The sequence below is a fragment of the Clostridium sp. HBUAS56010 genome, from assembly GCF_007115105.1.
Classification (GTDB): Bacteria; Bacillota; Clostridia; order Lachnospirales; family Lachnospiraceae; genus Lacrimispora.
In genome coordinates this window covers 1-25,721 of the sequence record NZ_SULJ01000011.1, presented here as the reverse complement: position 1 = coordinate 25,721, position 25,721 = coordinate 1, and the positions used below count along the sequence as shown (strand labels likewise).

General features: G+C 42.0%; 26 protein-coding genes and 1 other RNA gene. 17 read left to right on the top strand and 10 right to left on the bottom strand.

All coding sequences use genetic code 11. The features are described 5' to 3' along the window. The first annotated feature begins 69 nt into the window (after positions 1-69). The 5 genes from metG to FAY33_RS15160 all read left to right on the top strand — a co-directional run bounded on the left by metG (position 70) and on the right by FAY33_RS15160 (position 6,466). Positions 70-2,046, top strand: a complete 1,977-nt coding sequence (metG, locus tag FAY33_RS15180; protein ID WP_143322086.1) for a methionine--tRNA ligase — start codon at positions 70-72, stop codon at positions 2,044-2,046. A gap of 85 nt (positions 2,047-2,131) precedes the next feature. Continuing rightward, complete coding sequence (locus FAY33_RS15175) at positions 2,132-2,860, top strand: TraX family protein (RefSeq protein ID WP_143322085.1); 729 nt, start codon at positions 2,132-2,134, stop codon at positions 2,858-2,860. Between the two features lie 20 nt (positions 2,861-2,880). Next, on the top strand, positions 2,881-3,648 hold the full coding sequence (locus FAY33_RS15170; RefSeq protein ID WP_143322084.1) for a TatD family hydrolase: 768 nt from the start codon (positions 2,881-2,883) through the stop codon (positions 3,646-3,648). Positions 3,649-3,668: 20 nt separating this feature from the next. Continuing rightward, positions 3,669-4,544 carry a 16S rRNA (adenine(1518)-N(6)/adenine(1519)-N(6))-dimethyltransferase RsmA gene (gene rsmA / locus FAY33_RS15165; protein WP_143322083.1) on the top strand — a complete coding sequence of 292 codons (876 nt, stop codon included), beginning with the start codon at positions 3,669-3,671 and terminating at the stop codon, positions 4,542-4,544. A 260-nt stretch (positions 4,545-4,804) separates the two neighbouring features. Then, on the top strand, positions 4,805-6,466 hold the full coding sequence (locus FAY33_RS15160; RefSeq protein ID WP_143322082.1) for a peptide ABC transporter substrate-binding protein: 1,662 nt from the start codon (positions 4,805-4,807) through the stop codon (positions 6,464-6,466). A gap of 162 nt (positions 6,467-6,628) precedes the next feature. On the opposite strand, the gene FAY33_RS15155 is transcribed toward FAY33_RS15160, so the two are convergent. The 8 genes from FAY33_RS15155 to FAY33_RS15120 form a co-directional block, all read right to left on the bottom strand. After that, positions 6,629-7,180: a TIGR01440 family protein gene (locus FAY33_RS15155; RefSeq protein ID WP_143322081.1), complete on the bottom strand. Its 552-nt coding sequence runs from the start codon at positions 7,178-7,180 to the stop codon at positions 6,629-6,631. Between the two features lie 43 nt (positions 7,181-7,223). Continuing rightward, a complete protein-coding gene (locus FAY33_RS15150) occupies positions 7,224-7,643 on the bottom strand; it encodes an HIT family protein (protein ID WP_143322080.1) in 420 nt (139 codons plus the stop codon). A 58-nt stretch (positions 7,644-7,701) separates the two neighbouring features. Then, positions 7,702-8,106 carry a bacteriohemerythrin gene (locus FAY33_RS15145; RefSeq protein WP_143322079.1) on the bottom strand — a complete coding sequence of 135 codons (405 nt, stop codon included), beginning with the start codon at positions 8,104-8,106 and terminating at the stop codon, positions 7,702-7,704. 64 nt (positions 8,107-8,170) lie between these two features. Further along, positions 8,171-9,181, bottom strand: a complete 1,011-nt coding sequence (locus FAY33_RS15140; protein ID WP_143322078.1) for an ATP-binding cassette domain-containing protein — start codon at positions 9,179-9,181, stop codon at positions 8,171-8,173. After that, positions 9,135-9,944, bottom strand: coding sequence for an ABC-2 family transporter protein (locus FAY33_RS15135; protein WP_243126778.1), 810 nt, complete (start codon positions 9,942-9,944; stop codon positions 9,135-9,137). The genes FAY33_RS15140 and FAY33_RS15135 overlap by 47 nt, the downstream gene beginning before the upstream one ends. Before the next feature lie 40 nt (positions 9,945-9,984). Further along, positions 9,985-10,815 carry a hypothetical protein gene (locus FAY33_RS15130; RefSeq protein ID WP_143322076.1) on the bottom strand — a complete coding sequence of 277 codons (831 nt, stop codon included), beginning with the start codon at positions 10,813-10,815 and terminating at the stop codon, positions 9,985-9,987. A gap of 366 nt (positions 10,816-11,181) precedes the next feature. Next, complete coding sequence (gene nagB / locus FAY33_RS15125; RefSeq protein WP_143322075.1) at positions 11,182-11,907, bottom strand: glucosamine-6-phosphate deaminase; 726 nt, start codon at positions 11,905-11,907, stop codon at positions 11,182-11,184. Between the two features lie 219 nt (positions 11,908-12,126). Continuing rightward, positions 12,127-12,393, bottom strand: coding sequence for a DUF3784 domain-containing protein (locus tag FAY33_RS15120; RefSeq protein ID WP_143322190.1), 267 nt, complete (start codon positions 12,391-12,393; stop codon positions 12,127-12,129). 76 nt (positions 12,394-12,469) lie between these two features. Here FAY33_RS15120 and FAY33_RS19990 point away from each other — a divergent pair, with 76 nt between their 5' ends. Beyond that, positions 12,470-12,553: a putative holin-like toxin gene (locus FAY33_RS19990; protein ID WP_347562709.1), complete on the top strand. Its 84-nt coding sequence runs from the start codon at positions 12,470-12,472 to the stop codon at positions 12,551-12,553. Between the two features lie 385 nt (positions 12,554-12,938). Here FAY33_RS19990 and FAY33_RS15115 read toward each other — a convergent pair whose 3' ends face one another. Continuing rightward, the gene (locus FAY33_RS15115) at positions 12,939-13,763 is read right to left on the bottom strand and encodes a hypothetical protein (RefSeq protein WP_143322074.1); all 825 of its coding nucleotides are present in this window, start codon (positions 13,761-13,763) and stop codon (positions 12,939-12,941) included. On the opposite strand from FAY33_RS15115, the gene FAY33_RS15110 reads away from it, so the two are divergent. Together FAY33_RS15110 and FAY33_RS20160 are read left to right on the top strand one after the other, a co-directional pair. Then, a complete protein-coding gene (locus tag FAY33_RS15110; protein ID WP_243126776.1) occupies positions 13,751-14,071 on the top strand; it encodes a tyrosine-type recombinase/integrase in 321 nt (106 codons plus the stop codon). The two genes, FAY33_RS15115 and FAY33_RS15110, sit on opposite strands and share 13 nt — an antisense overlap. 207 nt (positions 14,072-14,278) lie before the next feature. Beyond that, complete coding sequence (locus FAY33_RS20160; protein WP_143322072.1) at positions 14,279-15,919, top strand: hypothetical protein; 1,641 nt, start codon at positions 14,279-14,281, stop codon at positions 15,917-15,919. A 23-nt stretch (positions 15,920-15,942) separates the two neighbouring features. On the opposite strand, the gene FAY33_RS15100 is transcribed toward FAY33_RS20160, so the two are convergent. Continuing rightward, complete coding sequence (locus FAY33_RS15100; RefSeq protein WP_143322071.1) at positions 15,943-16,638, bottom strand: anaerobic ribonucleoside-triphosphate reductase activating protein; 696 nt, start codon at positions 16,636-16,638, stop codon at positions 15,943-15,945. 69 nt (positions 16,639-16,707) lie between these two features. On the opposite strand from FAY33_RS15100, the gene tadA reads away from it, so the two are divergent. From tadA to FAY33_RS15055, 9 genes are all read left to right on the top strand, one after another. Beyond that, positions 16,708-17,196: a tRNA adenosine(34) deaminase TadA gene (gene tadA / locus FAY33_RS15095; RefSeq protein WP_143322070.1), complete on the top strand. Its 489-nt coding sequence runs from the start codon at positions 16,708-16,710 to the stop codon at positions 17,194-17,196. Between the two features lie 68 nt (positions 17,197-17,264). Continuing rightward, an RNA gene (ffs, locus tag FAY33_RS15090) (signal recognition particle sRNA large type) lies at positions 17,265-17,526 on the top strand. Between the two features lie 211 nt (positions 17,527-17,737). After that, the gene (locus tag FAY33_RS15085; protein ID WP_143322069.1) at positions 17,738-18,817 is read left to right on the top strand and encodes an ATP-dependent 6-phosphofructokinase; all 1,080 of its coding nucleotides are present in this window, start codon (positions 17,738-17,740) and stop codon (positions 18,815-18,817) included. Between the two features lie 13 nt (positions 18,818-18,830). After that, complete coding sequence (gene dnaX / locus FAY33_RS15080) at positions 18,831-20,399, top strand: DNA polymerase III subunit gamma/tau (RefSeq protein ID WP_143322068.1); 1,569 nt, start codon at positions 18,831-18,833, stop codon at positions 20,397-20,399. A gap of 41 nt (positions 20,400-20,440) precedes the next feature. Then, positions 20,441-20,794: a YbaB/EbfC family nucleoid-associated protein gene (locus FAY33_RS15075; RefSeq protein ID WP_143322067.1), complete on the top strand. Its 354-nt coding sequence runs from the start codon at positions 20,441-20,443 to the stop codon at positions 20,792-20,794. A 2-nt stretch (positions 20,795-20,796) separates the two neighbouring features. Further along, positions 20,797-21,393 carry a recombination mediator RecR gene (gene recR / locus FAY33_RS15070; RefSeq protein ID WP_143322066.1) on the top strand — a complete coding sequence of 199 codons (597 nt, stop codon included), beginning with the start codon at positions 20,797-20,799 and terminating at the stop codon, positions 21,391-21,393. Positions 21,394-21,505: 112 nt separating this feature from the next. Then, positions 21,506-23,725, top strand: a complete 2,220-nt coding sequence (locus FAY33_RS15065) for a hypothetical protein (protein WP_143322065.1) — start codon at positions 21,506-21,508, stop codon at positions 23,723-23,725. A 12-nt stretch (positions 23,726-23,737) separates the two neighbouring features. Further along, the gene (locus FAY33_RS15060; RefSeq protein WP_143322064.1) at positions 23,738-24,571 is read left to right on the top strand and encodes a Cof-type HAD-IIB family hydrolase; all 834 of its coding nucleotides are present in this window, start codon (positions 23,738-23,740) and stop codon (positions 24,569-24,571) included. 11 nt (positions 24,572-24,582) lie between these two features. Beyond that, positions 24,583-25,302 (top strand): CvpA family protein, encoded by a 720-nt coding sequence (locus tag FAY33_RS15055; RefSeq protein ID WP_143322063.1) that lies wholly within the window; start codon positions 24,583-24,585, stop codon positions 25,300-25,302. Positions 25,303-25,721: the final 419 nt, after the last annotated feature.

Here is a 25,721-nt window from a genome sequence, read left to right as displayed (position 1 = left end):
GGGGTTTTCTTTGCAGAAAAGTCAACAGCAATTTATTTATATTTATTTGAGAAACAAGGAGGAATTCACATGTCTAAAGATTTCAATAAAAAACCTTATTATATTACGACTGCAATTGCCTATGCATCCGGTAAGCCCCATATTGGTAATACCTATGAAGCAGTTTTGGCAGATGCCATCGCGCGTTATAAACGGGCAGAGGGCTACGATGTATTTTTCCAGACTGGAACTGATGAGCATGGCCAGAAGATAGAGGAAAAGGCAGAGGCAGCAGGAATTACGCCCAAGGAGTTTGTAGATCAGGCAGCCGGTCAGATTAAGAACATCTGGGATTTAATGAACACTTCATATGATAAATTTATCCGTACTACTGATGAAGACCATGAAAAACAGGTGCAGAAGATATTTAAAAAGTTATATGATCAGGGAGATATCTACAAGGGATACTATGAAGGCTTATACTGTACACCCTGTGAATCTTTTTTTACTGAATCCCAGCTCGTAGATGGAAAATGTCCTGACTGTGGACGTGATGTAAAGCCTGCAAAAGAAGAAGCATATTTTTTCCGTATGAGTAAATATGCAGATCGTCTCATTAAGCATATTAATGACAATCCGGACTTTATTCAGCCGGTTTCCAGAAAAAATGAGATGATGAATAACTTTTTACTTCCGGGATTGCAGGACCTTTGCGTATCACGAACCACATTTACCTGGGGGATTCCCGTAAGCTTTGATCCAAAACATGTGACTTATGTATGGTTAGATGCGCTGACCAATTACATCACCGGAATCGGTTATGACTGCGACGGAAAAAGTACGGATCAGTTTGCAAAATACTGGCCTGCCAATCTTCACTTAATCGGGAAAGATATTATCCGTTTCCATACCATTTACTGGCCGATCTTTCTTATGGCTCTGGATATTCCGCTGCCAAAGCAGGTATTTGGTCATCCATGGCTGTTACAGGGGGACGGAAAGATGAGCAAGTCAAAAGGAAATGTCCTCTATGCAGATACTTTGGTGGACTTTTTCGGTGTAGACGCAGTCCGTTATTTTGTACTTCATGAGATGCCATTTGAAAATGATGGAATCATCTCCTGGGAACTGATGATAGAGCGTATGAATTCTGATCTTGCCAATATTTTGGGAAATCTTGTAAACCGTACCATTTCCATGTCCAATAAATATTTTAACGGAATTGTTACCAATGGAAACGAAACAGATGAGTTTGATGAAGATTTAAAGAAGGTAGTTCTGGAAGAGGTAAAGAAAGTTCAGGAGAAGATGGAGAAACTCCGTGTAGCAGATGCGATGACAGCTATATTCAATATTTTTAGAAGAAGCAATAAATATATAGATGAAACCGCACCATGGACTCTTGCAAAGGATGAAGAGAAAAAGGCACGTCTTGAGACTGTTCTTTATAACCTGACAGAAGCCATCACAATCGGAGCTTCCCTGCTTGAATCCTTTATGCCCGAGACTTCAGCAAAGATATTAACCCAGTTGTGTACAAGCAAAAGGGAACTTACGGAGATGAATGAATTTGGACTTTATCCGTCTGGTAATAAGGTTACAGAGAAACCAGAGATTCTTTTCGCCCGTATGGACAGCAAAGAAGTTATGGAAAAAGTGGAAGCAACACTGGCTCCACCGGTTCAGGCAGATGAGGCAGAACAGGGAGAAGAAAGTGAAGGCATTGACATTGAGGCGAAACCAGAGATTCTTTACGATGATTTTGCCAAGCTTCAATTCCAGGTAGGCGAGATCATTTCCTGTGAGGCAGTGCCAAAGTCCAAAAAGCTTTTATGTTCCCAGGTCCGGATTGGAAGTCAGATGAAGCAGATTGTCAGCGGAATCAAGGCACATTACTCACCAGAAGAGATGGTTGGCAAAAGGGTAATGGTTGTGGTAAACTTAAAACCAGCAAAACTGGCTGGTATTATGTCAGAAGGTATGCTTTTATGTGCAGAAGATGCAGACGGTAACTTATCGCTTATGGTTCCGGAAAAGACAATGCCATCAGGAGCAGAAATCTGCTGATATAAAAATTCAGAAGATACGAAATCGTAGATGAGGATAGGCCGGGTGAATTAATCCGGTCTATCATGTTGAAAAGGAGAGTTCCATGATTGAAAAAAGCAATTCTGCAAGAAGAGGAATTACTGGATCTGCGTTGAAAATGATTGCGATTATTTCTATGTTTTTGGATCATTTTGGTGTAGTCATGATTGAAAATGGAATTTTAAAAAATCAAATAGGAACAGCCCAGACGTATTGGACTCTGATTGATGTATTCCTTCGTACTGCAGGCAGAATTGCCTTTCCTATTTTTTGTTTTTTGTTAGTAGAAGGATTTCTTCACACCAGGAATGTAAGACGGTATGGGCTGAGATTATTAATATTTGCTCTGATTTCTGAGATTCCATTCGATCTTGCAATATATGGAGAGCTGTTTCATATGGAATACCAGAATGTATTTTTCACCTTATTTCTTGGACTTTGGGTTATTTCTACGTATCAGAAGTCTTATGGGGATCCCTTAAAACAGTCTTTGGCAATCATAGCCGGTTGTGGAGCGTCTGTTTTTTTGAAATCGGATTATAATATTATTGGAATCCTCATGATCCTGATCTTTTATATCTTTCGGGAGAATAAAAAGCTTCAGACTATTTTTGCCGGAGTTTTAGCTGCATTAGAAAGTCTGCCCTGTTTTGGAGCGGCTGTCCTTGCCCTGATTCCCATAAGACTTTACAATGGAGAAAGAGGAAATAAAAATTTTAAATATGCCTTCTACTGGTTTTATCCGGGTCATCTCCTGTTTCTCTATGTTCTTTCATATTTTCTGATAAAATAGTAAATGAAAAGGAGATACTTATGATTTTTGATACACATGCCCATTATGATGATGAGGCATTTGATGAAGACCGGGAAGAACTGCTTTCCAATCTTCCCAGTCATGGAATAGAAGCAGTAACCAATGTCGGTGCCAGCATAAAGACCTCTGAGAATACATTGAAGATGGTAGACCAGTATCCCCATGTATATGGAGCCATCGGAGTGCATCCCAATGAAGTGAAAGAGCTGGACGAAGAGAAATTTGGCTGGCTGAAAGACCAGTCTTCTCATAACAAGATTGTGGCTATTGGCGAAATTGGTTTGGACTATTATTGGGAAGAGCCGGATCACGAAACACAAAAGATCTGGTTTGTCCGTCAGTTATCCCTGGCAAAGGAGGTGGGTCTTCCCGTAATCATTCATAGCCGGGAGGCAGCCAAAGACACATTGGATATTATGAAGGTAGAAAAAGCAGAGGAGACAGGAGGGGTCATTCACTGTTATTCCTATTCAAAAGAGATGGCAAGGGAATACTTAAATATGGGTTATTACCTTGGAATCGGCGGAGTGCTTACCTTTAAAAATGCAAGGAAACTGAAAGAGGTGGTGGAATATATGCCTATGGATCAGATGGTTTTAGAGACGGACTGTCCTTATCTTGCACCCGTTCCTAATCGTGGGAAACGTAACTCATCGCTCAATCTTCCTTATGTAATAGAAGAGATCAGCTCCATCAAAGGAATCTCCGAAGAGGACATTATAGAAATTACCAATCAAAATGCCAAAAAACTTTACAGGCTTCATTGACATTCAAAGGGAGGACAAGGATGGCAACACTGGGCAATCCCCAAAAAACGATTGAGATTATTCAGAAATATGAATTTGCATTCCAGAAAAAATTTGGTCAGAATTTCCTGATTGATACCCATGTGCTTGATAAGATTATTGCAGCATCTGGTGTTACAAAAGAAGATTGTGTTCTGGAGATCGGGCCTGGAATCGGCACCATGACCCAGTACCTGGCAGAGAGTGCCGGCCATGTGGTTGCTGTTGAGATTGACTCCAATTTAATTCCGATTCTCAATGAAACTCTGGCTGATTATGAGAATGTAACGGTTATCCATGGCGATATATTAAAGACAGATATTAAAGAGATTGTAGACCGGTATAATCAGGGACGGCCCATAAAAGTTGTGGCGAATCTTCCTTATTATATTACAACACCAATTATTATGGGACTTTTTGAAGGAAAGGTTCCCATTGATAACATTACGGTTATGGTACAAAAGGAAGTGGCAGACCGGATGCAGGTGGGACCAGGTTCCAAGGATTATGGTGCATTGTCTCTGGCGGTTCAGTATTATGCAGAACCATATATTGTGGCAAATGTCCCTCCAAATTGTTTCATGCCCCGTCCGGGAGTCGGCTCCGCTGTAATCCGCCTGACAAAACATAAGATTTCTCCAGTAAATGTTCTGGAGCCAGATCTGATGTTTCGTCTGATCCGGGCGTCTTTTAACCAGAGAAGAAAGACCTTACAGAATGGTTTAAATAATTCCCAGGAGATAAATTTCTCAAAAGAACAGATTATAGAAGCAATAGAAAGTCTGGAACTGTCTCCCTCTGTCCGGGGAGAGACCCTTACCCTGGAGCAGTTTGCCAGATTGAGCAACTACTTCACACAATTAAAAAATACAGATTAAAGAATGATTACGGCATCTTCTTCGGAAGTGTGCCGTTTTTCTATGGTTCAGAATCATTGTGAAATAACAGTCAATATGTCCGCCTTAACCGTACTTGTGCTTTGCCGGAGAAAATTATACTTTTCCATATTATCACGCTAATATGCTGAAATATGGGGGAAAAAGATAGAAAAATCAGATTGCAAGAATAAATTTTCTGTGCTATGCTAAACATTGGTTGTCTGCCAATGGCGGACTTAAGAAAAAATGGAGGAAGTAATATGAAGAAATTAGCACTTGTATTAGCGGTTGTTCTTGCTTCCGGTCTTGTTTTATCAGCTTGCGGCGGTTCTGGTAAAACAGGTAAAGGCGAGAAGTCACAGGCAGCAGGAAATGAATCTGCCGGTGGTCTGGATCTGGCAGTACAGATCGGACCTGATCCGGAGACAATTGACCCGGCTCTTAACTCGGCAATTGACGGTTCCAACATTATTTTGCATGGATTTGAGACATTATTGACTGTGGATGAGAACAATAAGATTGTTCCCGGACAGGCAGAATCTTTTAAAGTTAGTGATGACGGTCTGACCTATACGTTTCATTTAAGGGAAGGTTTAAAATGGAGTGATGGAACAGATCTTACAGCAGAAGATTTTGTATACACCTGGAAGCGTCTGGCAGATCCTATGACGGCAGCTCCTTATGCAGAGGATATGCTTTCCATGATTAAGGGATACGATGAGGCGATTCAGGGCAATACCGATGCACTGGGAGTATCTGCACCGGATGCCAGGACTTTTGTTGTAGAGTTATCATCCCCATGTGTTTATTTTGATAAAATCACCACACATTCAACCATGGTACCTGTGAAGAAAGAAGTGGTTGAAGAAAAAGGAGATCAGTGGTCTCTGACACCGGATTCTTATGTGTCCAACGGTCCTTTAAAGATGTCTGAGTGGGTACCAGGTTCCCACATTACATTTGTAAAGAATGAAAATTACTGGAATGCTCAAAAGGTTACTGTAAACAGTTTAAAGTTTGTTCTGATGGAAGATCCTAATGCGGCATACAGTGCATACCAGACCGGTGAAGTTCAGATGATCCGTGATGTTCCAACGGAAGAGATTCCAAGACTGAGGGATCAGCCGGAATTCCACCTGGACCCTCGTATGGCAACTTCTTATACCATTTTTAATACACAAAAGGCACCTTTTGATAATGTAAAGGTACGTCAGGCTTTGAGCCTTGCTGTTGACCGTGATTACATTGCCAATACGCTGATGATGGGAACTGCTGCTCCGGCGTCCAACTTTGTGGGGGCAGGAGTAAGTGATGTGGAAGATGGATCTTCCTTTGAAGAAGTTACAAGAAAAAATAATGGCGGAGATTACTTCCATGCCAGCAACTATGAAGAAGATTTACAGAAAGCAAAAGATCTTCTTGCAGAGGCAGGATATCCAGACGGAAAAGGCTTTCCTGTAATTGAGTATATGACCAATGATGCCGGTTATAACAAGCCGGTGGCAGAATATTTGCAGAATGCCTGGAGTGATCTTGGTGTAAAGATGGATATTAAGATTGTTGAGTGGTCAACCTTTACTCCGACCCGTCGGGCAGGAGATTTCCAGATCTGTCGTGGAGGCTGGGTATATGATTATGATGATCCTTCCAATATGCTCACCTTATTCTCCTCCGGAAGCGGTAACAATGATGGAAAGTATTCGAACCCTGAAGTTGATGCGCTGTTAGCCCAGGCAAGAGATACGGTAGATAAAGCAGAGCATTATGAAAAGCTTCATGAAGCAGAAAAGCTGATCATGGCTGATGCAGCAGTTGCACCTTTGGTATATTCAAACGATTTCTACCTTCAGAAGCCGGAATTAAAAGGTACATGGCATTCCCCATCGGGCTACTGGTTCTTTATGTACGCTACCATGGATTAAAACCGTATGGAGTTGTTATAAAATAGCTCTTCTGAAAAGTTGTAAATATAAAATACGCCTTGAATGGGCATAAAATCCCATTCAAGGCGTATTTTTGTGTCACCTAAAACCTGTTTTTCATATAAGTTTTCATCAAAGCTTCATTTCGTGACAGCTTCATGATTACTCCTTTGAATCATCATAGCAGGCGCGGATTCCGCCGATAAATTTAGCTCTGGTGCGTGCCGCAACCACATGGGCGGAACCAATGGAACTGATTTTAAGACGGACTGGGACAGCCACTGCACGAAGGTGCATGCCGATGAGCGTATCACCTATATCAATTCCTGCATGTGCTTTAACCCATTCCACTGCAACCGGATTGGATAAGGTGTGGTAAGCAGCCGTGGCAAAGGAACCTCCTGCCTTTAGTTGGGGAACAACATTAACTGGTTCGTAACCGAACCGTTCTGCCGTCTCCTGTTCCAGTATAAGTGCCCGGTTAAGGTGTTCGCAGCATTGGGCGGCAATATGGATGCCCTGCTTATGAAATATCCCGTAGATAGCGGTAAAAACTGCTTCTCCAATCTCAGCGCTGGAGTGAGAACCGATTTTGTGGTCCGATATTTCACTGGAGGAGCATCCGATTACAACCAGATCCCCTGTCTTTAACCTTGCAGCTTCCAGCAATTCTTCCGCAGCCTGCTGTGCCTGTTGTCTGATTTCTTCCAACATCTATGATCTTCCCCTTCCTTTCAGACGGGAATGCGTTTCTTTTTTATAATGCTTCCCGGATTGCCTTTGCCATCTCTTCATATTCCTCATCGGTCAGATAAGTCTTGTCCGGATTCATGGCAAATGTACCGCCCCATTCATCCTGTCCGTTGTATTTTGGAACAATGTGCATATGAAGATGACAGCCTGTGTCGCCATAAGCGCCATAATTAACCTTGTTCGGATGAAATACTTTGTGAACTGCTTTGGCTGCTTTGGAAACATCAGAAAAGAATGCGTTTCTTTCCTCGTCGCTGATATCAATCATCTCACTGACATGATCTTTGTATGCAACAATTACTCTGCCTCGTTTGCTTTGTTCCTTAAATAAATACAGAAATCCTGTTTCCATTTCACAGATTGGATAACCAAATTTTGCTACCAGATCTCCCTTCATGCAGTATGCGCAGTTAGGATCTTTCATAATCATGTACCTTCTTTCTCAATATTAATGTTTATAATCAGGAGCGGTTCCATCGAAATTAAGATCTGCTCTTTAAATGATTAGCTACTTTTACATCTTCCTTTTTAATATGGTTGATCAGCCAGCCGGCAATTGTGCTGTTAACCTCTCCTACCAGAGAAACGGTGGCTCCGTCCCGCTCCAGCTTCTGGCATATTCCAGCCACAACCTTTTTGAAATCTTCATGATACCGTCTGTGGTTTACATAATCAGGATATTGGCTTTGGAGCTGAAGCTTCTCTTCATCACTAAAATGTTTTGCCGTATAATCCTGAAGAAATTTCGTTGTATGGGCAAGCTCCGTGCGGCCTTTCCCGGTAGCACATGCGCTTAAAAGGTTGTTAATTGCATCAATAAGCTGACGGTGCTCCGTATCAATTAACTGGTTACCTGTCTCCAGATCTTTTGTAAATGTATATGCCATATGATACCCTCCATTTTTCGGCTTTTGCTACCATTTTACACCACTTTATATAAAAATCCAATCACTATTTTTCTCTCCAGCTTAAATAGAGATCTGCAATCACATCTTCAATCGGTGGTTTTTTGATTTCAATGTCCTGTATATAAGGAAAATGAGAGAGGCTTCCAAGGATTTCATTGATTGGAATTTTAACAGGGTCAAATTCATATTCATGAGTCCCATTTTCCCCATGAAGCAGCTTCAAGCCTTTCAGAGAAGGAGAAGCGCACTCGCAAGGTGTGGATAGAACAATGCGGTGAAATCCTCCGCACAGGCTTCGCAGATCGTCAAAGCTTCCGTCAAAAGCCAGGGTTCCCTTGTTAATCAATACAATTCGCTGTGCCATCTGTTCTAAATCATCCATATCATGGCTTGTGACCACAACGGTTGTTCCCTGTTCTTTGTTAATTCTCTTTAAAAAATGAATCATTTGCTGCTTGGCAAGTACATCCAGACCCAGAGTCGGTTCATCTAAAAATACAAGTTCCGGACTGTGTAAAAGCAGCATGGCAATATCAGCCCTCATTCTTTGCCCAAGGCTCAATTCTCTTGCGAAAGTTTTTAAAATATCAGAAAGGTCTAACAGTTCTGTAACCATACGAAGATTTTTCTTATAGACATTGTCAGGAATGTTCCAAACCTGTTTTTTCCACTCAAAACTGGTAATTACGGGATGATCCCACCACAATTCCGTCCGCTGTCCGAATAAGATTCCCACTCGTTTCATCAGAGCAATCCGATCAGTCTGAGGATTGAAGCCAAGGACCTCTACCGTTCCCTTTGTGGGCATTAAAATACCGGAGAGAATCTTGATGGTAGTACTTTTTCCGGCTCCGTTTGCCCCCGCATAAGCCACGAATTCTCCGGGCTGAATGGAAAGGGATACCTGATCCAGCGCTGCAATTGACCGTTTTTCCGGGCGGAATATATTTTTAATGATATCAATTATTTTTCCGCTTCTCTGCCACTGGGAATATATTTTTGTTACATTATCTATGACCAAAGCCGGTGTATCTTGGGGAACCAAAGAGTTCATAATGTTTCATTCCTTTCTTGAAAAATAAAATTGCTGTCGCACAAAATGCTGTTGCCACTGCCGGCAAAGCAATTGCAGATAGTATGGGAAGGGTGTCAAAACCTTCTTTTCCCGCCTTTAAAAGAATAACAGCAGGAAACCAGGCAGAAAGTCCAATTGGCAGTACGGTCAGAAAGACCCGTTTCACTGCAGGATTGATATTGCCAAGAGGATAGGACTTCAAAGAGGAAAACATATCCTTTCCGACTGCCGCAATATCCTCAGCCGCTGCTGGTGCGTAAAAAGCCATGCAGGAAAGCAGATATAAAAAAGATATAATTAAAAGGCAGGAGCAAAGTACATAGATGACCAAAAGTATCAGAAAGCCAGGACTGATTAAAACCGAGGATCTGCAAACCCCATACCAGGTAAGTCCCACACCGAAGAGAAACATCGGAGAGCCGGAAAATGGAGAAAACCCCTGAGTTGCCAGTTCTGTCCAGAGAGGAACCGGCTGGAGCAGAGCGTGGTCCAGTTGTCCTCTGCCGATGATCCGGCTTATAATCCCCGCATTGTTGCCTGCAAAAAACACCATAAAAGTTCCATCAACCAAAACAGAATAACCCATCATAAATAGAATCTCATCCCGGTTCATTCCTGCAAAATGTTCAAAGTTTGCCGATAAGAGATAAATTCCTGCAATGGTGCATCCTCCGCTGATACAGTCAGAAACCAGTTGTAATACAAAATATCTGAAATCCCGAAGAAACCACAAAAAATCCATTTTTCCGTATAAACAAAATAAACGAAATAGTATTTTAAAATTATCCACCAAATGAAACCATCCTTTCTTTACTTTTTTCAAAAATCCGGATTGCAGCAATCCATAACAGGACATTCCAGAAAATCTGAAGTCCCAAAGTAAGAAATGGTGTACTGGTATTTCCGGTGTATATGGTCAGCGGTCCATGAGCAATAGAACCCAAAGGAAGCAGCGAAAATATGGTTCCGATTTCTTTGGGAAAAAGAGAAAACGGAATCATCTCCCCTGATAATAAGGCATAGATTGCCTCTCTTACCGCCAAAGCAGCCCAGCATCCATTTTTCAAGTGCATGGCAAAAGCCGCAAAAAGCAGGTCAATGGCAAATCCAAGAGAAGCAGCCAGCAGGAGACTTAAAATGGCAAGAACCCCATACCAGGGGGTTGCCGGAAAAGGCCGGATTCCAAAAAGCGGAGACATCAGCCAAAGTGGAAGACCAAAGAAAATAAAGTTTGGGATCCAGTAACGTCCTATGGTTTCTGCAATAAAGCTTGCGTTTAGGGGCATAGGACGAAGAAATCTTCCAATAATGGAACCTTCCCATAAAGAAGAAGTCGCGGGAGAGATAATATTGAGTTCCTGGTGGAAAATAGTTGACATAAGTGTGTAGGTCAAAAGCTGGTCCAGAGAAGTCTCAAAGGAGAGGGCGCCTCCTTTCTCCAGGGATCTCCAGATAAAAATTAGCATAATAAACTGAGCTGCCTGCACCACATAACCGCCTGCAACGTATAAGAATGCCCCGTCAAATATCTGTTTTGCACAGATTGTTGTGGTAGAACCTATGGCTTTGAAGAAAGAACCATAGCCGGAAAGAATATCTTTTAAGCATTTCATGAAAACAGATCCTCCATTTTGCGTTTTTCACAGTTAAACTCTGTTTCCGTCCGTTTCCGAACGCCTATGATACGAAAAATGGGCAAAAAAACCGACACTTGCAGCGTCGGTCAGATCATGACTCAGAAATCCACAAAAAGATTACCGGATGTCAGATGAAATCTGAGGTGAGACGCTGTAATTTTCGTAAAAATGGGCGCACTTATACACGGACGGTCCATAGTTACAGAAAATTACAGAAATAAACTTAAGATTCAACCATAATGAAGTTGATTTCATTGAGAGAAGTTTCATATCGTCTCACCTCCTTTTCAAAAAGAATTTGCATTATTATAGCATATTGAATAAAGAACGTCAATAAAAAGACTAAAATCTGGAGAGTGCTGCTTCGTCAGCAATAACCGTAACATCAGGGTGAAGCTGCAAAATAGAAGCCGGAATAGCAGGAGTAACAGGTCCTGTAATAGCATCATGTAAAATGTCAGCTTTATCCTTACCGCTTACTGCCAGCAGAATTTTTCTGGCTCTGATAATCGTGCCGATCCCCATGGTGTATGCCTGTCTGGGAACCTCCTCTATGGAAGAAAAAAAACGTTTGTTGGCATCAATGGTGCTTTCCTGCAGATCCACAACATGGGTGTCCTTTGGAAAAATATCAGAAGGTTCATTAAAGCCGATGTGTCCGTTATGCCCAAGCCCCAGAAGCTGGAGATCAATTCCGCCCAGATTCTTGATTGTGTTTTCGTAGCGGGCAGCTTCTTTTTGTGCGTCTGTTTCCGTTCCATCTGGGATATTGGTATTCGCCTTATCAATGTTTACATGGCGAAACAGGTTCTGATTCATAAAAAAGAAGTAGCTTTGTTCATTGTCTCTGGATAGTCCTTTATACTCATCAAGATTAACGGTTTTAACCTGGGCAAAATCCAGGTCTCCCGTGTTGCACCATTCAATTAACTGTTTATAGATTCCCACGGGAGTGGACCCAGTTGCCAGCCCCAGCACACAATCCGGTTTCATGATAATCTGCGCAGAAATAATGTTAGCAGCCTTTCTGCTCATATCGTTATAATCGTTTGCCTGATAAATCTTCATTCCTTACCCCTTTCATAGAAACGGAAAATTTTTTCATTCTATTCTTATAACAGGATAACATTTTTATAACATGCGTGCAATGGGATTTGGAATAAAAGTAAAAGATTCTATTTCTTATCCATTTCATATATTGTTACTGCAATCCGGTACACGATATACCCTTAAATGAACCTTTCCTATTTACAAAGATTTCATGAGCTTTTTGCTGGAAATAAGCAATTATTTCAATAGGTATTTTTCAAATGCTTTATGAGTATCAAAGTGGATATCTTTCAAAAATAAAACCACCCAGACAGCGTATGCAACAATGGCAAAACAAGGTGTTAGAATAAGAGAACCTAACGCACCGACAGCCATAATGGCTGTCCATATAAAACACGATTTACTAATATCTCTAGCTATATAAGCCTTATCATATAAAGCTTGTTCCTTTTCAGGCAGAGTATTAAATCCTGAAACAAAATTTGACGATTTTTCTTTGAATATTGCAAATTTTCTTTATATGAAGATAGTACGATAAAATATTTTATTTATCAATATAACTTCAAAAAACAGGAAGCAAATGAATTTTGATGTTAAAGACCGGATGGCTTTTGGAATGTTCATTCTTGCACTGCTTACTTTTATATTTAATAATCGTAAGTAGGTTTTTCATAAATATCCTGAAAGGGATATAAAGTCCCAGAAATGGGCATAGAAAAACCACCCTTGTAAACTTTGGCGGTTAATAGGGTGGATTTTCTATCGTTATTTAACAGGCCAAACCCCTTGTAGAGGGGCGGTTGTTTCTTTGTGATTATAATATAACACAATGAGGCAAAAAATGCAAGATTCTAAATACAAATGATTAGCGAACGAACCAAAATCGAATTCTGATACTGGATTGGGCTTCTCTAGGTGGCAGAAAGTGATTTTTAGTAGATCAGATGAAAAAACTGGGGGTACTCGGAGCACAAGTCTGCTAATTCAAAGTTGCACAAAATATATTCTCTGGATTCCGTATTCTTCTTACTTTGTCCGGCTCGCTTAAACTAAATGCAATGCCATGGAACAGGGGCACGTTTCAGGTAACGACTATACATATCATTCTCTTTTTCTTTATATCCGCAAAGAACCACTTTTGCAGGGTAGTCTTGTCTGCTTAAAAGCTGTAGCATACTGCGGTGTTGGCGGTCAGTAAATTCCAATTCATAACTTTGTTTTTGTACCCGGAACTCTTGCAAGTATGGAGGGTCCATGATAATAAAGCAATCCTTTTCATATAAGTGGCTTATCAGGAACTTTCGGTAGTAGTAATTGGACAGTTCGATAGACTGATATAGTAAATGTGTCTTTTTCAATGGAGCAACGTGAGAAGCAAGGGGAATCTTTGTTGTGGTAAAGCCACCCTGACAGTTATAGGCATAATGTTTAATGGCATAGAGTTGAACTGCTTTCTGAACATCAACCGTCTGTAGCTGTCTTCGCTGTTCACGACCTTCAAATGACTTTATATCATGGTCTGATTTCTTTGTATAGAAGATATCCTTTAAAATATAAAAGGATTCCTGATTTAATTGAGGGGGCGCATTTAACCGTGCTTGGAATTGCTGAAAATAAACTTCCGATTTCATGACACTGTGAAAGTTATAAATGGAAGCAGAACCTTTGTTTAAGGATATCGTTTCAAACAAATTGAGACTGCTTTCAAGAAGAATGATGAATCCGCTTCCCCCAAAGCAGTCAGCAAAGGAAGTACAGCCCAAGGAATGGGCATACCTTATAAGCAACTGGTATTCCCTTGCCCAGGAGCGTTTGCTCTCCAAAAAGGAGATGGTTCGGATTTGGTTGACTGGAAACTTTCTTGGAAACTTCACACTTTTTCGTGGTCCCGGTACGGCAAGGCTATGGAGAATCACTAAGCTATAAGCATAATGGTTTACCCATTAGCAGAGGGAGAGTCGAAAATGAAATAAAACGGATTGTTAAAATAATTAATAATGCAGGAATAGAGTTTGAGAAGTTTACACCGCATTGTTTCAGGCATACATTTGCAGCCAGAGCAATAGAATCAGGAATGGACCCACAGGTACTTAAGGTGATACTGGGACATTCTGACTACGCAATGACTATGAACAGGTATGCTCATGTTTTAGACGATGCAAAAGCGCAAGGAATGGAATAAATCGCAAGTGCATTTTAAGGGCCGGGTTATCGGCTCTTTTTTTCTTTCAGATTGTAAATGGGGCAAATATGGGGTATTTCCTAACTAAAAAGGCTTTATCTAATTGTTGCATGGGCACGCAAATGTCGCATAAATGGGGAAATATTAAATAATTTTTGTCATGGAAAAATACCCCTGTGCATAAAATAACTATAAAGGAGTGGTGGCATGTCTAACTATCGAAGACTAATCTCATATATTTATGCCTACGAAGGAGGAATCAAAGGAAAAAACATCGGATTTGCCAAGATAGAGACGAGAGGAATCCAATGCAAGATTACGGTAAGTGTCAAACGGATTTATGTTGGAGGCAATGACATAGGAGTGTACTTATTAGCCGGAGAACAGGAGATATACCTTGGAAATATATTTATTCGGGGTGGTTCTGGTGAATTCAGAACTGTAGTATCATCGACTGATGTGGAGCATTCCGGCGTTACCGTGGATCAGTGTTTTGGACTGACCATCCACGACGTTAAAAATACATGGCGGTCTTACACAACCATCTGGGAAGATGCGGTTGCCCATGCGGCAGAAGTGGAATTAAAAAAAGCACACTCCGCAGATTCCAAAGAGGATCGTCCTGGAATATCAGAAGAACAGATAAAGAAAGCGGTTCGTGAGATCGAAGAAGAATTTCCGCTGCAGTCAAGTGAGACTACAGAAGAAAAGGAGTCATCGGAACCTTCAACTGAGACAGGAGAAGAGTCTGTTGAAGTGGAAGAAGAGGAGACGAACCAAGAGGATACTGTTGCAGAGCCAGAGAAGGACTCTGTCATTGAAAGCCAGGAAGAATCAGAAAAAGACAGCTCTGAATCTCTGGAGGCACAGCAGGATGGAACGACAGGTCCAGTGGAACAAGATGGATCTGGTATTCCGACCATGACAGGACCGATGCCCATTACCCGGCCGACGCCAATGACAACAGCGCCTGTAGCATCTCCTGCTATGGTAGGACCGATACCGGGAACCAGTCCGCTCATGACAGGACCTCCGCCAGCAACTGTTCCGGGTCCCACAATTACTGGTCCCACAGCAGGCTGGAATCAGGGTGTGGCTCCATTTGCAACAGGTCCTATACCGGGCTGGTGGCAGAACCCGGCTCCGTCTTCCACGGGACCGGCTCCCGGAGTGCCCCAAAGGTCCAGACCTGTAGTATCCGATCCAAATTTAAGACCAACCGGTCCCATATCCCAGGAATGGAAAGAATCTGTTCGGGAAGATATCTCTGCGGAGACTCAAAGTGACCTTGTGAGTCAGGAAGCGGCTGAGGAAGAGAATGCGTATGAGGAAGAACCCCTTTCCCCTGGAAAAACCATTCTTCACCGGGTAGATGCAGTTGTAGAAGAGGAACCAAAGGATCAGGCAGAAACACCAAAACTTGGAGATCAGGATGAACTGGAGCGTCTTCTTCAAAATGAGGATCAGGAAGAAAGTCCCCATGAACTGGTGTGGGATAAACTGAAACGGGAACATACAAGGATTCTGGCATTCGACTATGAAGACGGATGTGAGATTTTGACCATTAAACCGCAGGATATCGGTCTTTTACCAAGAGAGGCATGGGTTTATGGCAATAACAGCTTCCTTCTCCATGGATATTATAATTATCGTTACTTAATACTTGCAAAATTAAACAATCCCAAAGGAATGCCTCGGTATCTTCTGGGAATTCCGGGCCATTATTATAGCAATGAAAGATATATGGCATCCATGTTTGGCTTCCCCAATTTTGTTCTTTCAAAGCAGCAGCCGGTAGAAGATGGAAGATTTGGTTTTTGGTATACAGATATTAAATTAGGGGGCTGATCCAGCCCCCTTTTTGTACGGAATCAAGTGTCAATCCCCCGAAGGGAAACGTTAGGAATCGAAGGCTGTACAATGCGGAGAAAGTGCTCTAATTCATGTTTGGAAAATGCCTGGAGTCCGCCGCATAGTACTTCATCAGAATCCACATAGCTTTGAAGAAAATACGAAGAGGGACCTTGCAGCCACAGGGCGATATCGGAGAAATCCTCTTCTGTGTGAATTCCTTTTACTACAGTAGTACGAAATTCCCATAATACATGTCCCTCCATCAGGAAGCGGGCACTTTCTTCTACTGCTTTCATATTGATGTTGGTAATACCACACGCATTTTCATAATTATTCCGTCCTGCTTTGATATCCATTGCAACATAATGAATGACCCCTTCTGAAACAAGACGTTTTAAAATTTCCGGCTGATATCCGTTTGTATCCAGTTTTATTAAATATCCCAGAGATTTAATCTTTTTAATAAAAGGTTCCAAGTCTGTCTGCAAAGTCGGTTCGCCTCCGGTTATGCAGACTCCTTCTAGAATTCCTTTCCGCTTTTTCAGAAAATCAAATAGTTCTGCTTCTGTATAAAGGACTTGAGCATTTCCATAAATCAGACCGCTGTTATGACAGTAAGGGCACCGGAAATTACAGCCGCCTGAAAAAATGGTTGCAGCAACATGTCCGGGATAATCAAGAAGCGTTGTCTTTTGCAGACCGCAAAGTTTCATATCTTCACCATTCCTTTGTTTCGTGATATACTACCATTATACCACAATAAATTTTAAAGAGGAATGAACATGACCACAGATGAAAAATACATGCGGGCAGCCATAGGACAGGCTAAAAAAGCCAGTGCCATTGGAGAAGTTCCCATTGGCTGCGTAATCGTTTATGAGGATCATATCATTGCCAGAGGTTATAACCGCCGGACCATAGATCAGAACGTTCTCTCCCATGCGGAGATCAATGCCATAAAAAAAGCTTGTAAGAAAATGGGAGACTGGAGATTAGAAGACTGTACCATGTACGTTACTCTGGAACCATGTCCCATGTGTGCCGGAGCCATTGTCCAGGCGAGGATTCCCAGAGTAGTGATTGGCTGCATGAATCAGAAAGCCGGTTGCGCCGGGTCAATTCTTGATATGCTTCACGAAGAACGGTTTAATCATCAGGCGGAGACAAAGACTGGCGTTTTAGGGGAAGAATGCTCTCTCATGATGAAAACATTTTTTAAAGAGTTAAGAGAAAAGAAAAAACAAAAAATGGAAGAGCCAAATACCCGGTAAATCCTTGACAATACCCGCATTTCCATGTATACTTAACAGCGATTAAACCAAAATATGTCATAAAGCTTCCGTGCAGCCGGGGAGATAGCGGTGCCCTGTACCTGCAATCCGCTCTAGCAGGGGTGATGTCTCACCCAGGGCTTGCTATTGCAGGGCTGCCCCTGATAAGTGGCGATGACGTTTGGGTCTTACGCAACAGAACTTCATGAACCGTGTCAGGGCAGGAATGCAGCAGCACTAAATGAATGTTTCTGTGTGCCGTGAGGGAGCCTGGACTGAGTTAACTGTCAGGGTAACGCCTGTGATAGTGGTTCAAAGTGGGACGCACGGATTAAATATAAGATTTCAGACACCGGGAACAGGAACCTGTTTTGCGGTGTCTTTTACAATTCCTGAATATCATTTTTAATATTTTCTTACTTTTCTTATTATAATGAAGTTTTCCCTTGCCCGCCATTCCCCTTTGTATTATAATTGAGAATAAAATGGGTATAATAGTACCTATTTCTCAAAAAACCAAATAAAAAAGAGGTGCGCTTTCATGATGAGAATCGGAATGCTTACAAGCGGGGGAGACTGTCAGAGTTTAAACGCGACCATGCGTGGCGTTGCAAAAGCGCTGTACAGGCTATCCGACGATATAGAGATTGTAGGATTTGAAGATGGCTATAAAGGTCTTATTTATGCAGATTACCGTGTGATGAGGCAGGAGGAATTCTCGGGAATTTTAACCAGAGGCGGAACCATTCTTGGTACATCCAGACAGCCCTTTAAACTGATGCGTACACCGGATGAGAATGGTCTCGATAAGGTGGAAGCCATGAAGCACACATACAAGAAGTTAAAGCTTGAATGTCTGATTGTACTTGGTGGAAACGGGAGCCAGAAGACAGCCAATCTTTTGCGGGAAGAAGGGCTTCATGTAATTTCCCTGCCAAAGACAATTGACAATGACTTGTGGGGAACCGATATTACCTTTGGTTTTCAGAGTGCAGTGAATGTGGCAACCAATGCCATTGACTGTATTCACACCACAGCCGCCTCCCATGGCAGGGTATTTATTGTAGAAGTGATGGGACATAAGGTGGGCTGGCTTACATTATATGCAGGCATTGCAGGCGGAGCAGATATTATTCTTCTGCCGGAGATTCCTTACGATCTTGATCTTGTGATTGACGCTTTAAAGACAAGAACAAAGAACGGCAAAAAGTTTTCTATTATAGCCGTTGCAGAAGGAGCCATATCAAAAGAGAATGCCTCTCTGACAAAAAAAGAATTAAAAGAAAAGAAAAAGAGCGGAGTCGTTTATCCGTCCATTTCCTATGAGATCGGTGCTATGATTACAGAGCGGACAGGTCAGGAAGTGCGGGTTACAGTACCAGGACATATGCAAAGAGGCGGGGATCCCTGCCCTTATGACCGGGTTTTATCCACCAGACTTGGTGCAGAAGCGGCTATGCTTATTAAGAACAAAGATTATGGCAATATGGTGGCGGTTCAGAACAATGAGATTGTAAAGATACCCCTTTCCGAGATTGCCGGTAAATTAAAAACAGTCGATCCCCAGTGTTCTATTGTAAAAGAAGCAAAGATGATAGGAATTAGTTTCGGGGACGAATAAGGAGTTTATAGACATGTCATATACGGCATTGTACCGCAAGTGGCGCCCTTCTTCCTTTTCTGATGTAAAAGGGCAGGACCACATCGTACAGACATTAAAGAATCAGATTGTATCCGGACGTATCGGACACGCATATCTGTTTTGTGGAACGAGAGGAACCGGTAAGACCAGTATTGCAAAAATTTTTGCAAGGTCGGTCAATTGCGAACACCCCTCAGACGGAAGTCCCTGCGGAGAATGTGAGACTTGTAAGAATATTGCAGCAGGTGCATCTCTCAATGTGGTTGAGATTGATGCTGCATCCAATAACGGTGTGGAAAACATCAGAGAGATACGGGACCAGGTCCAGTATCCTCCTACAGAGGGAAGATACCGGGTTTATATTATTGATGAGGTTCATATGCTTTCTACAGGAGCATTTAATGCACTGCTGAAGACGTTGGAAGAACCTCCTTCCTATGTCATCTTTATACTGGCAACAACAGAAGTCCAGAAGATTCCGGTAACGGTCTTATCAAGATGTCAGAGATATGATTTCAAGCGGATTACAGTAGAGATCATTGCGGAACATTTAAAGAATCTTACAGAAGCGGAACAGATTCAGGTGGAGGACAGGGCAATTACTTATATTGCAAAAGCCGCTGACGGTGCTCTCAGGGACGCATTAAGCCTTTTGGATCAGTGTATTGCATTTCATTACGGAGAAGTACTTACCTATGATAATGTTCTTGATGTTTTAGGTGCTGTAGACATTACTGTATTTGGTAAATTGTTCCGGGCAGTCACCGAGAATCGGACCAAGGACTGCATTTCCTGTCTGGAAGAGCTGGTTATTCAGGGAAGGGAATTAGGTCAGTTTGTCGTTGACTTTATCTGGTATTTAAGGAATCTTCTTATTTTAAAGTCTGTTGATGGAGGAGATGCTCTCCTTGATATGTCTACGGAAAATCAGATTCTACTAAGGGAGGACGGAAGATCCGTTGACCAGGAGACGATTCTCCGGTACATCCGGGTATTTTCCGATCTGGCAAACCAGCTCCGGTACGCTTCCCAGAAACGTGTCCTCATTGAGGTCACTCTCATTAAGCTGACCCGTCCTCAGATGGAACAGAATCTGGATTCGCTGATTGAGCGGATCAAAAATATTGAGAAGCAGTTGGAACAGGGAATTGTTCCAAAAGCAGAGGTTCATCAAAAGGAAGAACCGGTTCAGGAACTGGCCGCAGCAGAGCGCGTATCTCTTCCCAAAGGACAGTTAGAGGATTTGAATTTAATCCGGAATGAATGGGGGAAGATTACGCGGGAACTCGGTGGTCCTATCCGGGCGAGTTTCCGGGATACCGTTGTGGAGCCTGCAGGAGAAAGCTGTCTGTGTGTCGTGTTTTCTGATCAGAGCAACTATATGATTGGAAGCCGGGAAACCACCATACGGGAGATTGAGCGATATGTGGAGGATCATTACCGGAAGTCCATTGCTTTTAAGACAAGGCTCAGAGACGGAGCCGAGAGGCTTAATACTGTATACGTCAGCGAAGAAGAATTAAAAGAAAACATTTTAATGGATATAACAATCGAAGAATAAAACAGAAAGAATAAAACAGGAAAATCAGGAGGATATAAACCATGGCAAAACGTGGCGGATTTCCAGGTGCAATGCCTGGCAATATGAATAATTTAATGAAACAGGCTCAGAAGATGCAGCGTCAGATGGAGGAGACCACAAAGTCTCTGGAAGAAAAGGAATATACAGCGGCAGCAGGCGGAGGCGCTGTGACGGTCACTGTTTCCGGTAAAAAAGAAGTTACATCTGTGAAGTTGTCAAAAGAGGTTGTGGACCCTGATGACATTGAGATGTTAGAAGATCTGATTATGGCTGCAACAAACGAAGCGTTCCGTCAGATGGAAGAAGAAAGCAGTTCCGCCATGTCAAAGCTTACAGGCGGTCTTGGCGGCCTGGGCGGCGGCTTTCCGTTTTAATTATGGATTATTTCAGCAGTCAGATAACCAAATTGATCGAAGAATTGTCAAAGCTTCCGGGCATTGGCAGCAAATCTGCACAGCGTCTGGCATTTCACATTATTAATATGCCGGAAGAACAGGTGACAGGTCTTGCTTCATCCATTACAGAAGCAAAACGCAATGTACATTACTGCAAAGAATGCTTTACTCTGACAGATCAGGAACGATGCCCCATTTGCAAAAGTGAAAAGCGCAATCACAAGGTAATTATGGTTGTGGAGGATACAAGAGATTTAGCAGCTTATGAAAAGACTGGTAAGTTTGAAGGCGTTTATCATGTGCTCCACGGAGCCATTTCCCCTATGCTTGGAATTGGACCTGGAGACATAAAGCTGAAAGAATTGATGCAGAGGCTGCAGGGAGACGTAGATGAGGTGATTATTGCCACCAATTCCAGCCTTGAAGGTGAAACAACAGCCATGTATATCAGTAAGCTGATCAAACCAACAGGAATAAGGGTTACCAGAATTGCCAGCGGAGTTCCCGTTGGAGGAGACTTGGAGTACATAGACGAGGTAACGTTATTACGGGCCCTGGAAGGCAGGGTTGAGTTATAACTCATTTGCTTTGTCAGGAGATATAAGGTGGAGGGAGATACACCTTTCAGCCTTAATATTATGAATCAACTGGATATGCAGGCATACCGCTTGACTCATTAGGAGATAAATAATGGATAAGTACGAGTTTAATATAAAGGTTGAACAGATCAAAAAACTGGTCGGCAAAAACGACTATGAGACAGCTATGAAAATAGCTGATACAATAGACTGGAGAAGAGTCCGCAATACCAATCTGCTGTCCATGGTAGCTATGGTATATGAGAAGAATGAAGAATATCAGGAGGCTAAGGATATTCTCCTTCAGGCATTTGAACGTGCCCCCATTGGAAAACGTCTGCTTTATAAACTGGCAGAACTGGCGATTAAAGAAGGGAACGTTGAGGAAGCGGAAGCTTATTATAAAGAGTTTGGCGACCTTGCTTCCGAGGATCCCAGACAGCAGCTTTTGCGTTATATGATTTTAAAACTGAAAGGTGCACCAGCCCAGCAGCTCATTCATTCCCTGGAATCCTACACCAGTGTGGAACTGGATGAAAAGTGGCTTTATGAATTAGCTGAATTGTATAGTCTGGCAGGAATGCCGGATCGCTGTGTAGAGACCTGCGATAAGATTATGTTGATGTTTGGGCTTGGCAAATATGTGGATAAGGCTATGGATCTAAAGATTCAATATGCGCCCTTAACCAATTATCAGATGGATCTTGTAGAAAACAGAGATAAGTATGAAGCAAAGCTTCGGGCAGTGGAACAGGAATACCGGACAGGTAAGGCTGTGTACGAAGAGTCTGATCCAGAGCCGGAAGAAGAATATTATGATGAAACTCCAGAGCCTGATCAGGAACAAGAACTGATGTATCAGGACCCTGCGATTACTTCTGGATTTGAGACCTCCATGCAGGAAGCTGATGTTCAGGAGACTCTGGCAAGAGAGATGTCAAAGATTTCTTACAATGAACCATTTCAAGAAGAAGAGAGCAAGATCGAACATACAAGAGTGCTGGAAGATATTCGAAGAGTGGGACGCCCTCTGTCAATGGCAGGTGGACAGGAGAATGCTTATATTCCTGATGAAGCACCTGTTCAGGCATTTCCTGACCCTGTGTTTGAAGAGGAGCCATTAGAAGCGGGAACAGAAAGTACTTCCATAAGCAGTGCGTATGGGCAGAATGATTCCTATGATGAATTTGACGATGGTTTAGAAAGTCCCGATTATGCAGCCCGACAGGCAGCGGCAACAGCAGAAGGGTTGAATTCGCTTTTGGCTGGAGAAGAAGTATCCAGTCAGTTTCACTCTATAGAAGAATCGTTTTCTCAGACAGAGGAAAATGAGAATATGGAAAATATTCCCGAAGACTTTGAGGATGAGGATCTGGAATTTGAAGACCTGTATGAGGAAGATGAGGAAGTTCCGGTCCGCAATCATCTGATGATAGAAGCAAGAACCCCTGAAAAGGGACTTCATATGGCTGTAGAAGCGTTAAAGCAGATCCATAAAGAAAATGGTGTAAAGAACCCGGTTGCTAAAATTACCGGCTCCAAGCTATCAAAAAGAGGAATTTTTTCCTGTGCAGATAAGCTGGCGGGAAAAGACCTGATTATAGAAGAGGCTGGAGATCTTAGCCAGGAAGCACTGGAAGAATTGAACCAGTTAATGGATCAGGATAATAGCGGCATGATAGTAGTGCTCATTGATAATCCAAAGCAGATGGAGATGCTCCACTTAGAACATCCAGTTCTGGCTCGTAAATTTGAGTGTATTGGAAGCGGAGAGGCATCTTCTCCATCAGACTATCCGGCACCAGTTTATAACGGGCAGATTCCGAAAAAAGAATTTTATGATGAATACGCACAGCCTCAGTATATTCCTGAAGCAGAGCCTGCTTTTGAAAAACCAGAAAGTCATAAGCAGGAGGCAAAGAAACGCTCAGCGCGTTATAATTCAGAGCCTGTTTATAATCAGTATAACGAAATTCCTCAACCCGCTGTATATGATGAGGAACATTATAATGACCAGAATGCAGTTGAGCCTATGAATTCATATTCTGAGGAAGAGATGGATTTAGATGAGTTTGCTCAGTATGCCTGCCGTTATGCCAATGAGATTGACTGCAGCATTACAGGCAAAAGCATGCTTGCATTATACGAGCGTATTGAAATTATGGAAGAAGACGGAATTCCTCTGAATAAAGCCAATGCAGAGAGTCTGATAGAGAGTGCAGCAGATCGCGCAGAAAAACCATCTTTAGGAAAGAGAATTAAAAACCTGTTTTCCTCAAAGTATGATAAAGATGGACTGCTGGTTTTAAAAGAAGAACATTTCATATATTAATGGAGTATAAAATTGGATATTAAACTTATTGCATTAGACCTTGACGGAACGCTTTTGGATGATCATAAAAAACTGTCCGAAGCCAATCTTCAGGCACTGTCTAAATGTGTGGAACACGGAATATGGGTTGTTCCATGCACTGGCAGGGCAGTTGACGGAGTTCCAAACGAGGTAAAAGAGATACCTGGAGTCCGCTATGCAATTACAACCAACGGAGCGGTCATCTATGATATGGAAAAGGAAGAAGCACTGGATACCTGTATGATTCCTTTTGAAGAAGCACTGGATTTGTTGTATTTTATTGATTCCCACCATGTGATGTATGATCCCTATATTGAACGCCGTGGAATTACAGAGCCTCGATTTTATAATCACCTGTCTGACTATGGTCTGTCTGATGAATTAAAGATCATGGTGCAAAAGACCCGTGATGTCTATCCAAGCATTATTGAATATGTAAAGCAGACTCATAAACCGGTAGAAAAGATTAATTTGTTTTTTGCCAATATGGCGGAAAGAGCACAAATAAGAGCGGAACTGGATAAAAGAGATAATATCCTGGTTACATCTTCCATTCCTAACAATCTGGAGATCAATGCACCTGGCGCAACAAAGGGCGAGGCGATTCGCCGTCTGGCTGATCGTCTTGGCATTGGATATGAGCAGACGATGGCAATCGGAGATGGAGAAAACGATATTACCATGATTCGCATGGCTGGAGTCGGAGTAGCAATGGGTAATGGTATTAATCAGTTACGGGAAGAAGCAGATTATATTACAGAAACCAACGAGAAAAGCGGTGTTGCTTCTGCGATTAATCATATTATTTTTGGTGAAAATCTATGACGAGGTTATATATGGAAAATTGGCTGTCAATCATTGCCGGTATTTATCTTCTGGGTATGGTTCTCTATGGTCATCGCAAAGGGTTTATCCGGCTGGCAGTATCAATGGTTGCACTGATACTTACTTTAACGATTGTCCGGGTTTCTCTGCCGGTGGTAACGGGTTATTTGAAAGATCACACCCATCTTCAGCAGACAATATCGGAAAATATGAAAAAGACTGTAGGTTTATCAGGAGAACAGGACTTGCCTGATAATTCTTCTGAGATCCCATCCGTGCAAAGAACCGTGATTGAAAAACTGAATCTTCCTCAGAATATGAAGAGTGCTCTTATTGAGAATAATAACAATGAGATGTATCAGTTATTAGGAGTTCAGGCTTTTGCAGACTATATTGGAGGTTATCTTGCAAATAAGATTTTAAATTCAATTGGTTTTGTTGTCCTTTTTGCCATTGTACATCTGGCTATAAGGTTAATCGTTAGATGGCTGGATATTATTGCGAAACTTCCGATCCTGTCAGGAATTAATAAAATAACAGGAGCATTGCTTGGAGGAATTCAGGGTCTTGTTTTTATCTGGCTGATCTGTATTCTTATTACTGCCTTTTCAGGAACCTCATGGGGGCTTACGCTTTCAAGGCAGATTGAGTCCAGCAGATGGCTGTCCTATTTATATAACCATAACTTTCTCAATCTGCTGGTTTTAGGGGCTCTCCAGAGCTTCCAGTAAGAAAGAAGTTGTATTTATCTTATGACCAATTAAAACAAATCTACAAACAGAGTCCGGAATATTCTTGTTTGTAGATTTTTTAGTCTTATCTATCAAGCGTGAAAGTATCCGTATTACTACTATATATAGAAGAGAAAACAGAAGAGTAAAAATTGTTTGAACAAATGGAACAAATTCCCTTGACAATCATATTGGTACATGATATATTATAGTTCCGATGCGGAATACTCCACATCAGCAGTCAAATAAAACTGACTGAAAAAAATAAAAAAGTTGTTGACAAACGGGAAGCCAGATGGTATACTACATGAGTTGCTGATCGACAGGACAACAACAAAGCACTTTGAAAACAGAAGATTGAACAGTATGTAAAACCCTGAAAATTCTAAAAAATCAGTCATGTTTGATGACTGTGAATG

What these genes read in the sequence shown, in the direction of transcription:
- FAY33_RS15175 (WP_143322085.1), top strand. Translation starts at nt 2,132, where the DNA reads ATGATTGAAAAAAGCAATTCTGCAAGAAGAGGAATTACTGGATCTGCG.
- FAY33_RS15150 (WP_143322080.1), bottom strand. Translation starts at nt 7,643, where the DNA reads ATGAAAGATCCTAACTGCGCATACTGCATGAAGGGAGATCTGGTAGCA.
- tadA (WP_143322070.1), top strand. Translation starts at nt 16,708, where the DNA reads ATGACCACAGATGAAAAATACATGCGGGCAGCCATAGGACAGGCTAAA.
- FAY33_RS15065 (WP_143322065.1), top strand. Translation starts at nt 21,506, where the DNA reads ATGGATAAGTACGAGTTTAATATAAAGGTTGAACAGATCAAAAAACTG.
- nagB (WP_143322075.1), bottom strand. Translation starts at nt 11,907, where the DNA reads ATGAAGATTTATCAGGCAAACGATTATAACGATATGAGCAGAAAGGCT.
- FAY33_RS15155 (WP_143322081.1), bottom strand. Translation starts at nt 7,180, where the DNA reads ATGTTGGAAGAAATCAGACAACAGGCACAGCAGGCTGCGGAAGAATTG.
- FAY33_RS15135 (WP_243126778.1), bottom strand. Translation starts at nt 9,944, where the DNA reads ATGGATTTTTTGTGGTTTCTTCGGGATTTCAGATATTTTGTATTACAA.
- FAY33_RS19990 (WP_347562709.1), top strand. Translation starts at nt 12,470, where the DNA reads ATGAATTTTGATGTTAAAGACCGGATGGCTTTTGGAATGTTCATTCTT.
- rsmA (WP_143322083.1), top strand. Translation starts at nt 3,669, where the DNA reads ATGGCAACACTGGGCAATCCCCAAAAAACGATTGAGATTATTCAGAAA.
- recR (WP_143322066.1), top strand. Translation starts at nt 20,797, where the DNA reads ATGGATTATTTCAGCAGTCAGATAACCAAATTGATCGAAGAATTGTCA.
- FAY33_RS20160 (WP_143322072.1), top strand. Translation starts at nt 14,279, where the DNA reads ATGTCTAACTATCGAAGACTAATCTCATATATTTATGCCTACGAAGGA.
- FAY33_RS15075 (WP_143322067.1), top strand. Translation starts at nt 20,441, where the DNA reads ATGGCAAAACGTGGCGGATTTCCAGGTGCAATGCCTGGCAATATGAAT.
- FAY33_RS15130 (WP_143322076.1), bottom strand. Translation starts at nt 10,815, where the DNA reads ATGAAATGCTTAAAAGATATTCTTTCCGGCTATGGTTCTTTCTTCAAA.
- FAY33_RS15145 (WP_143322079.1), bottom strand. Translation starts at nt 8,106, where the DNA reads ATGGCATATACATTTACAAAAGATCTGGAGACAGGTAACCAGTTAATT.
- metG (WP_143322086.1), top strand. Translation starts at nt 70, where the DNA reads ATGTCTAAAGATTTCAATAAAAAACCTTATTATATTACGACTGCAATT.
- dnaX (WP_143322068.1), top strand. Translation starts at nt 18,831, where the DNA reads ATGTCATATACGGCATTGTACCGCAAGTGGCGCCCTTCTTCCTTTTCT.
- FAY33_RS15055 (WP_143322063.1), top strand. Translation starts at nt 24,583, where the DNA reads ATGGAAAATTGGCTGTCAATCATTGCCGGTATTTATCTTCTGGGTATG.
- FAY33_RS15140 (WP_143322078.1), bottom strand. Translation starts at nt 9,181, where the DNA reads ATGAACTCTTTGGTTCCCCAAGATACACCGGCTTTGGTCATAGATAAT.
- FAY33_RS15100 (WP_143322071.1), bottom strand. Translation starts at nt 16,638, where the DNA reads ATGAAACTTTGCGGTCTGCAAAAGACAACGCTTCTTGATTATCCCGGA.
- FAY33_RS15170 (WP_143322084.1), top strand. Translation starts at nt 2,881, where the DNA reads ATGATTTTTGATACACATGCCCATTATGATGATGAGGCATTTGATGAA.
- FAY33_RS15160 (WP_143322082.1), top strand. Translation starts at nt 4,805, where the DNA reads ATGAAGAAATTAGCACTTGTATTAGCGGTTGTTCTTGCTTCCGGTCTT.
- FAY33_RS15085 (WP_143322069.1), top strand. Translation starts at nt 17,738, where the DNA reads ATGATGAGAATCGGAATGCTTACAAGCGGGGGAGACTGTCAGAGTTTA.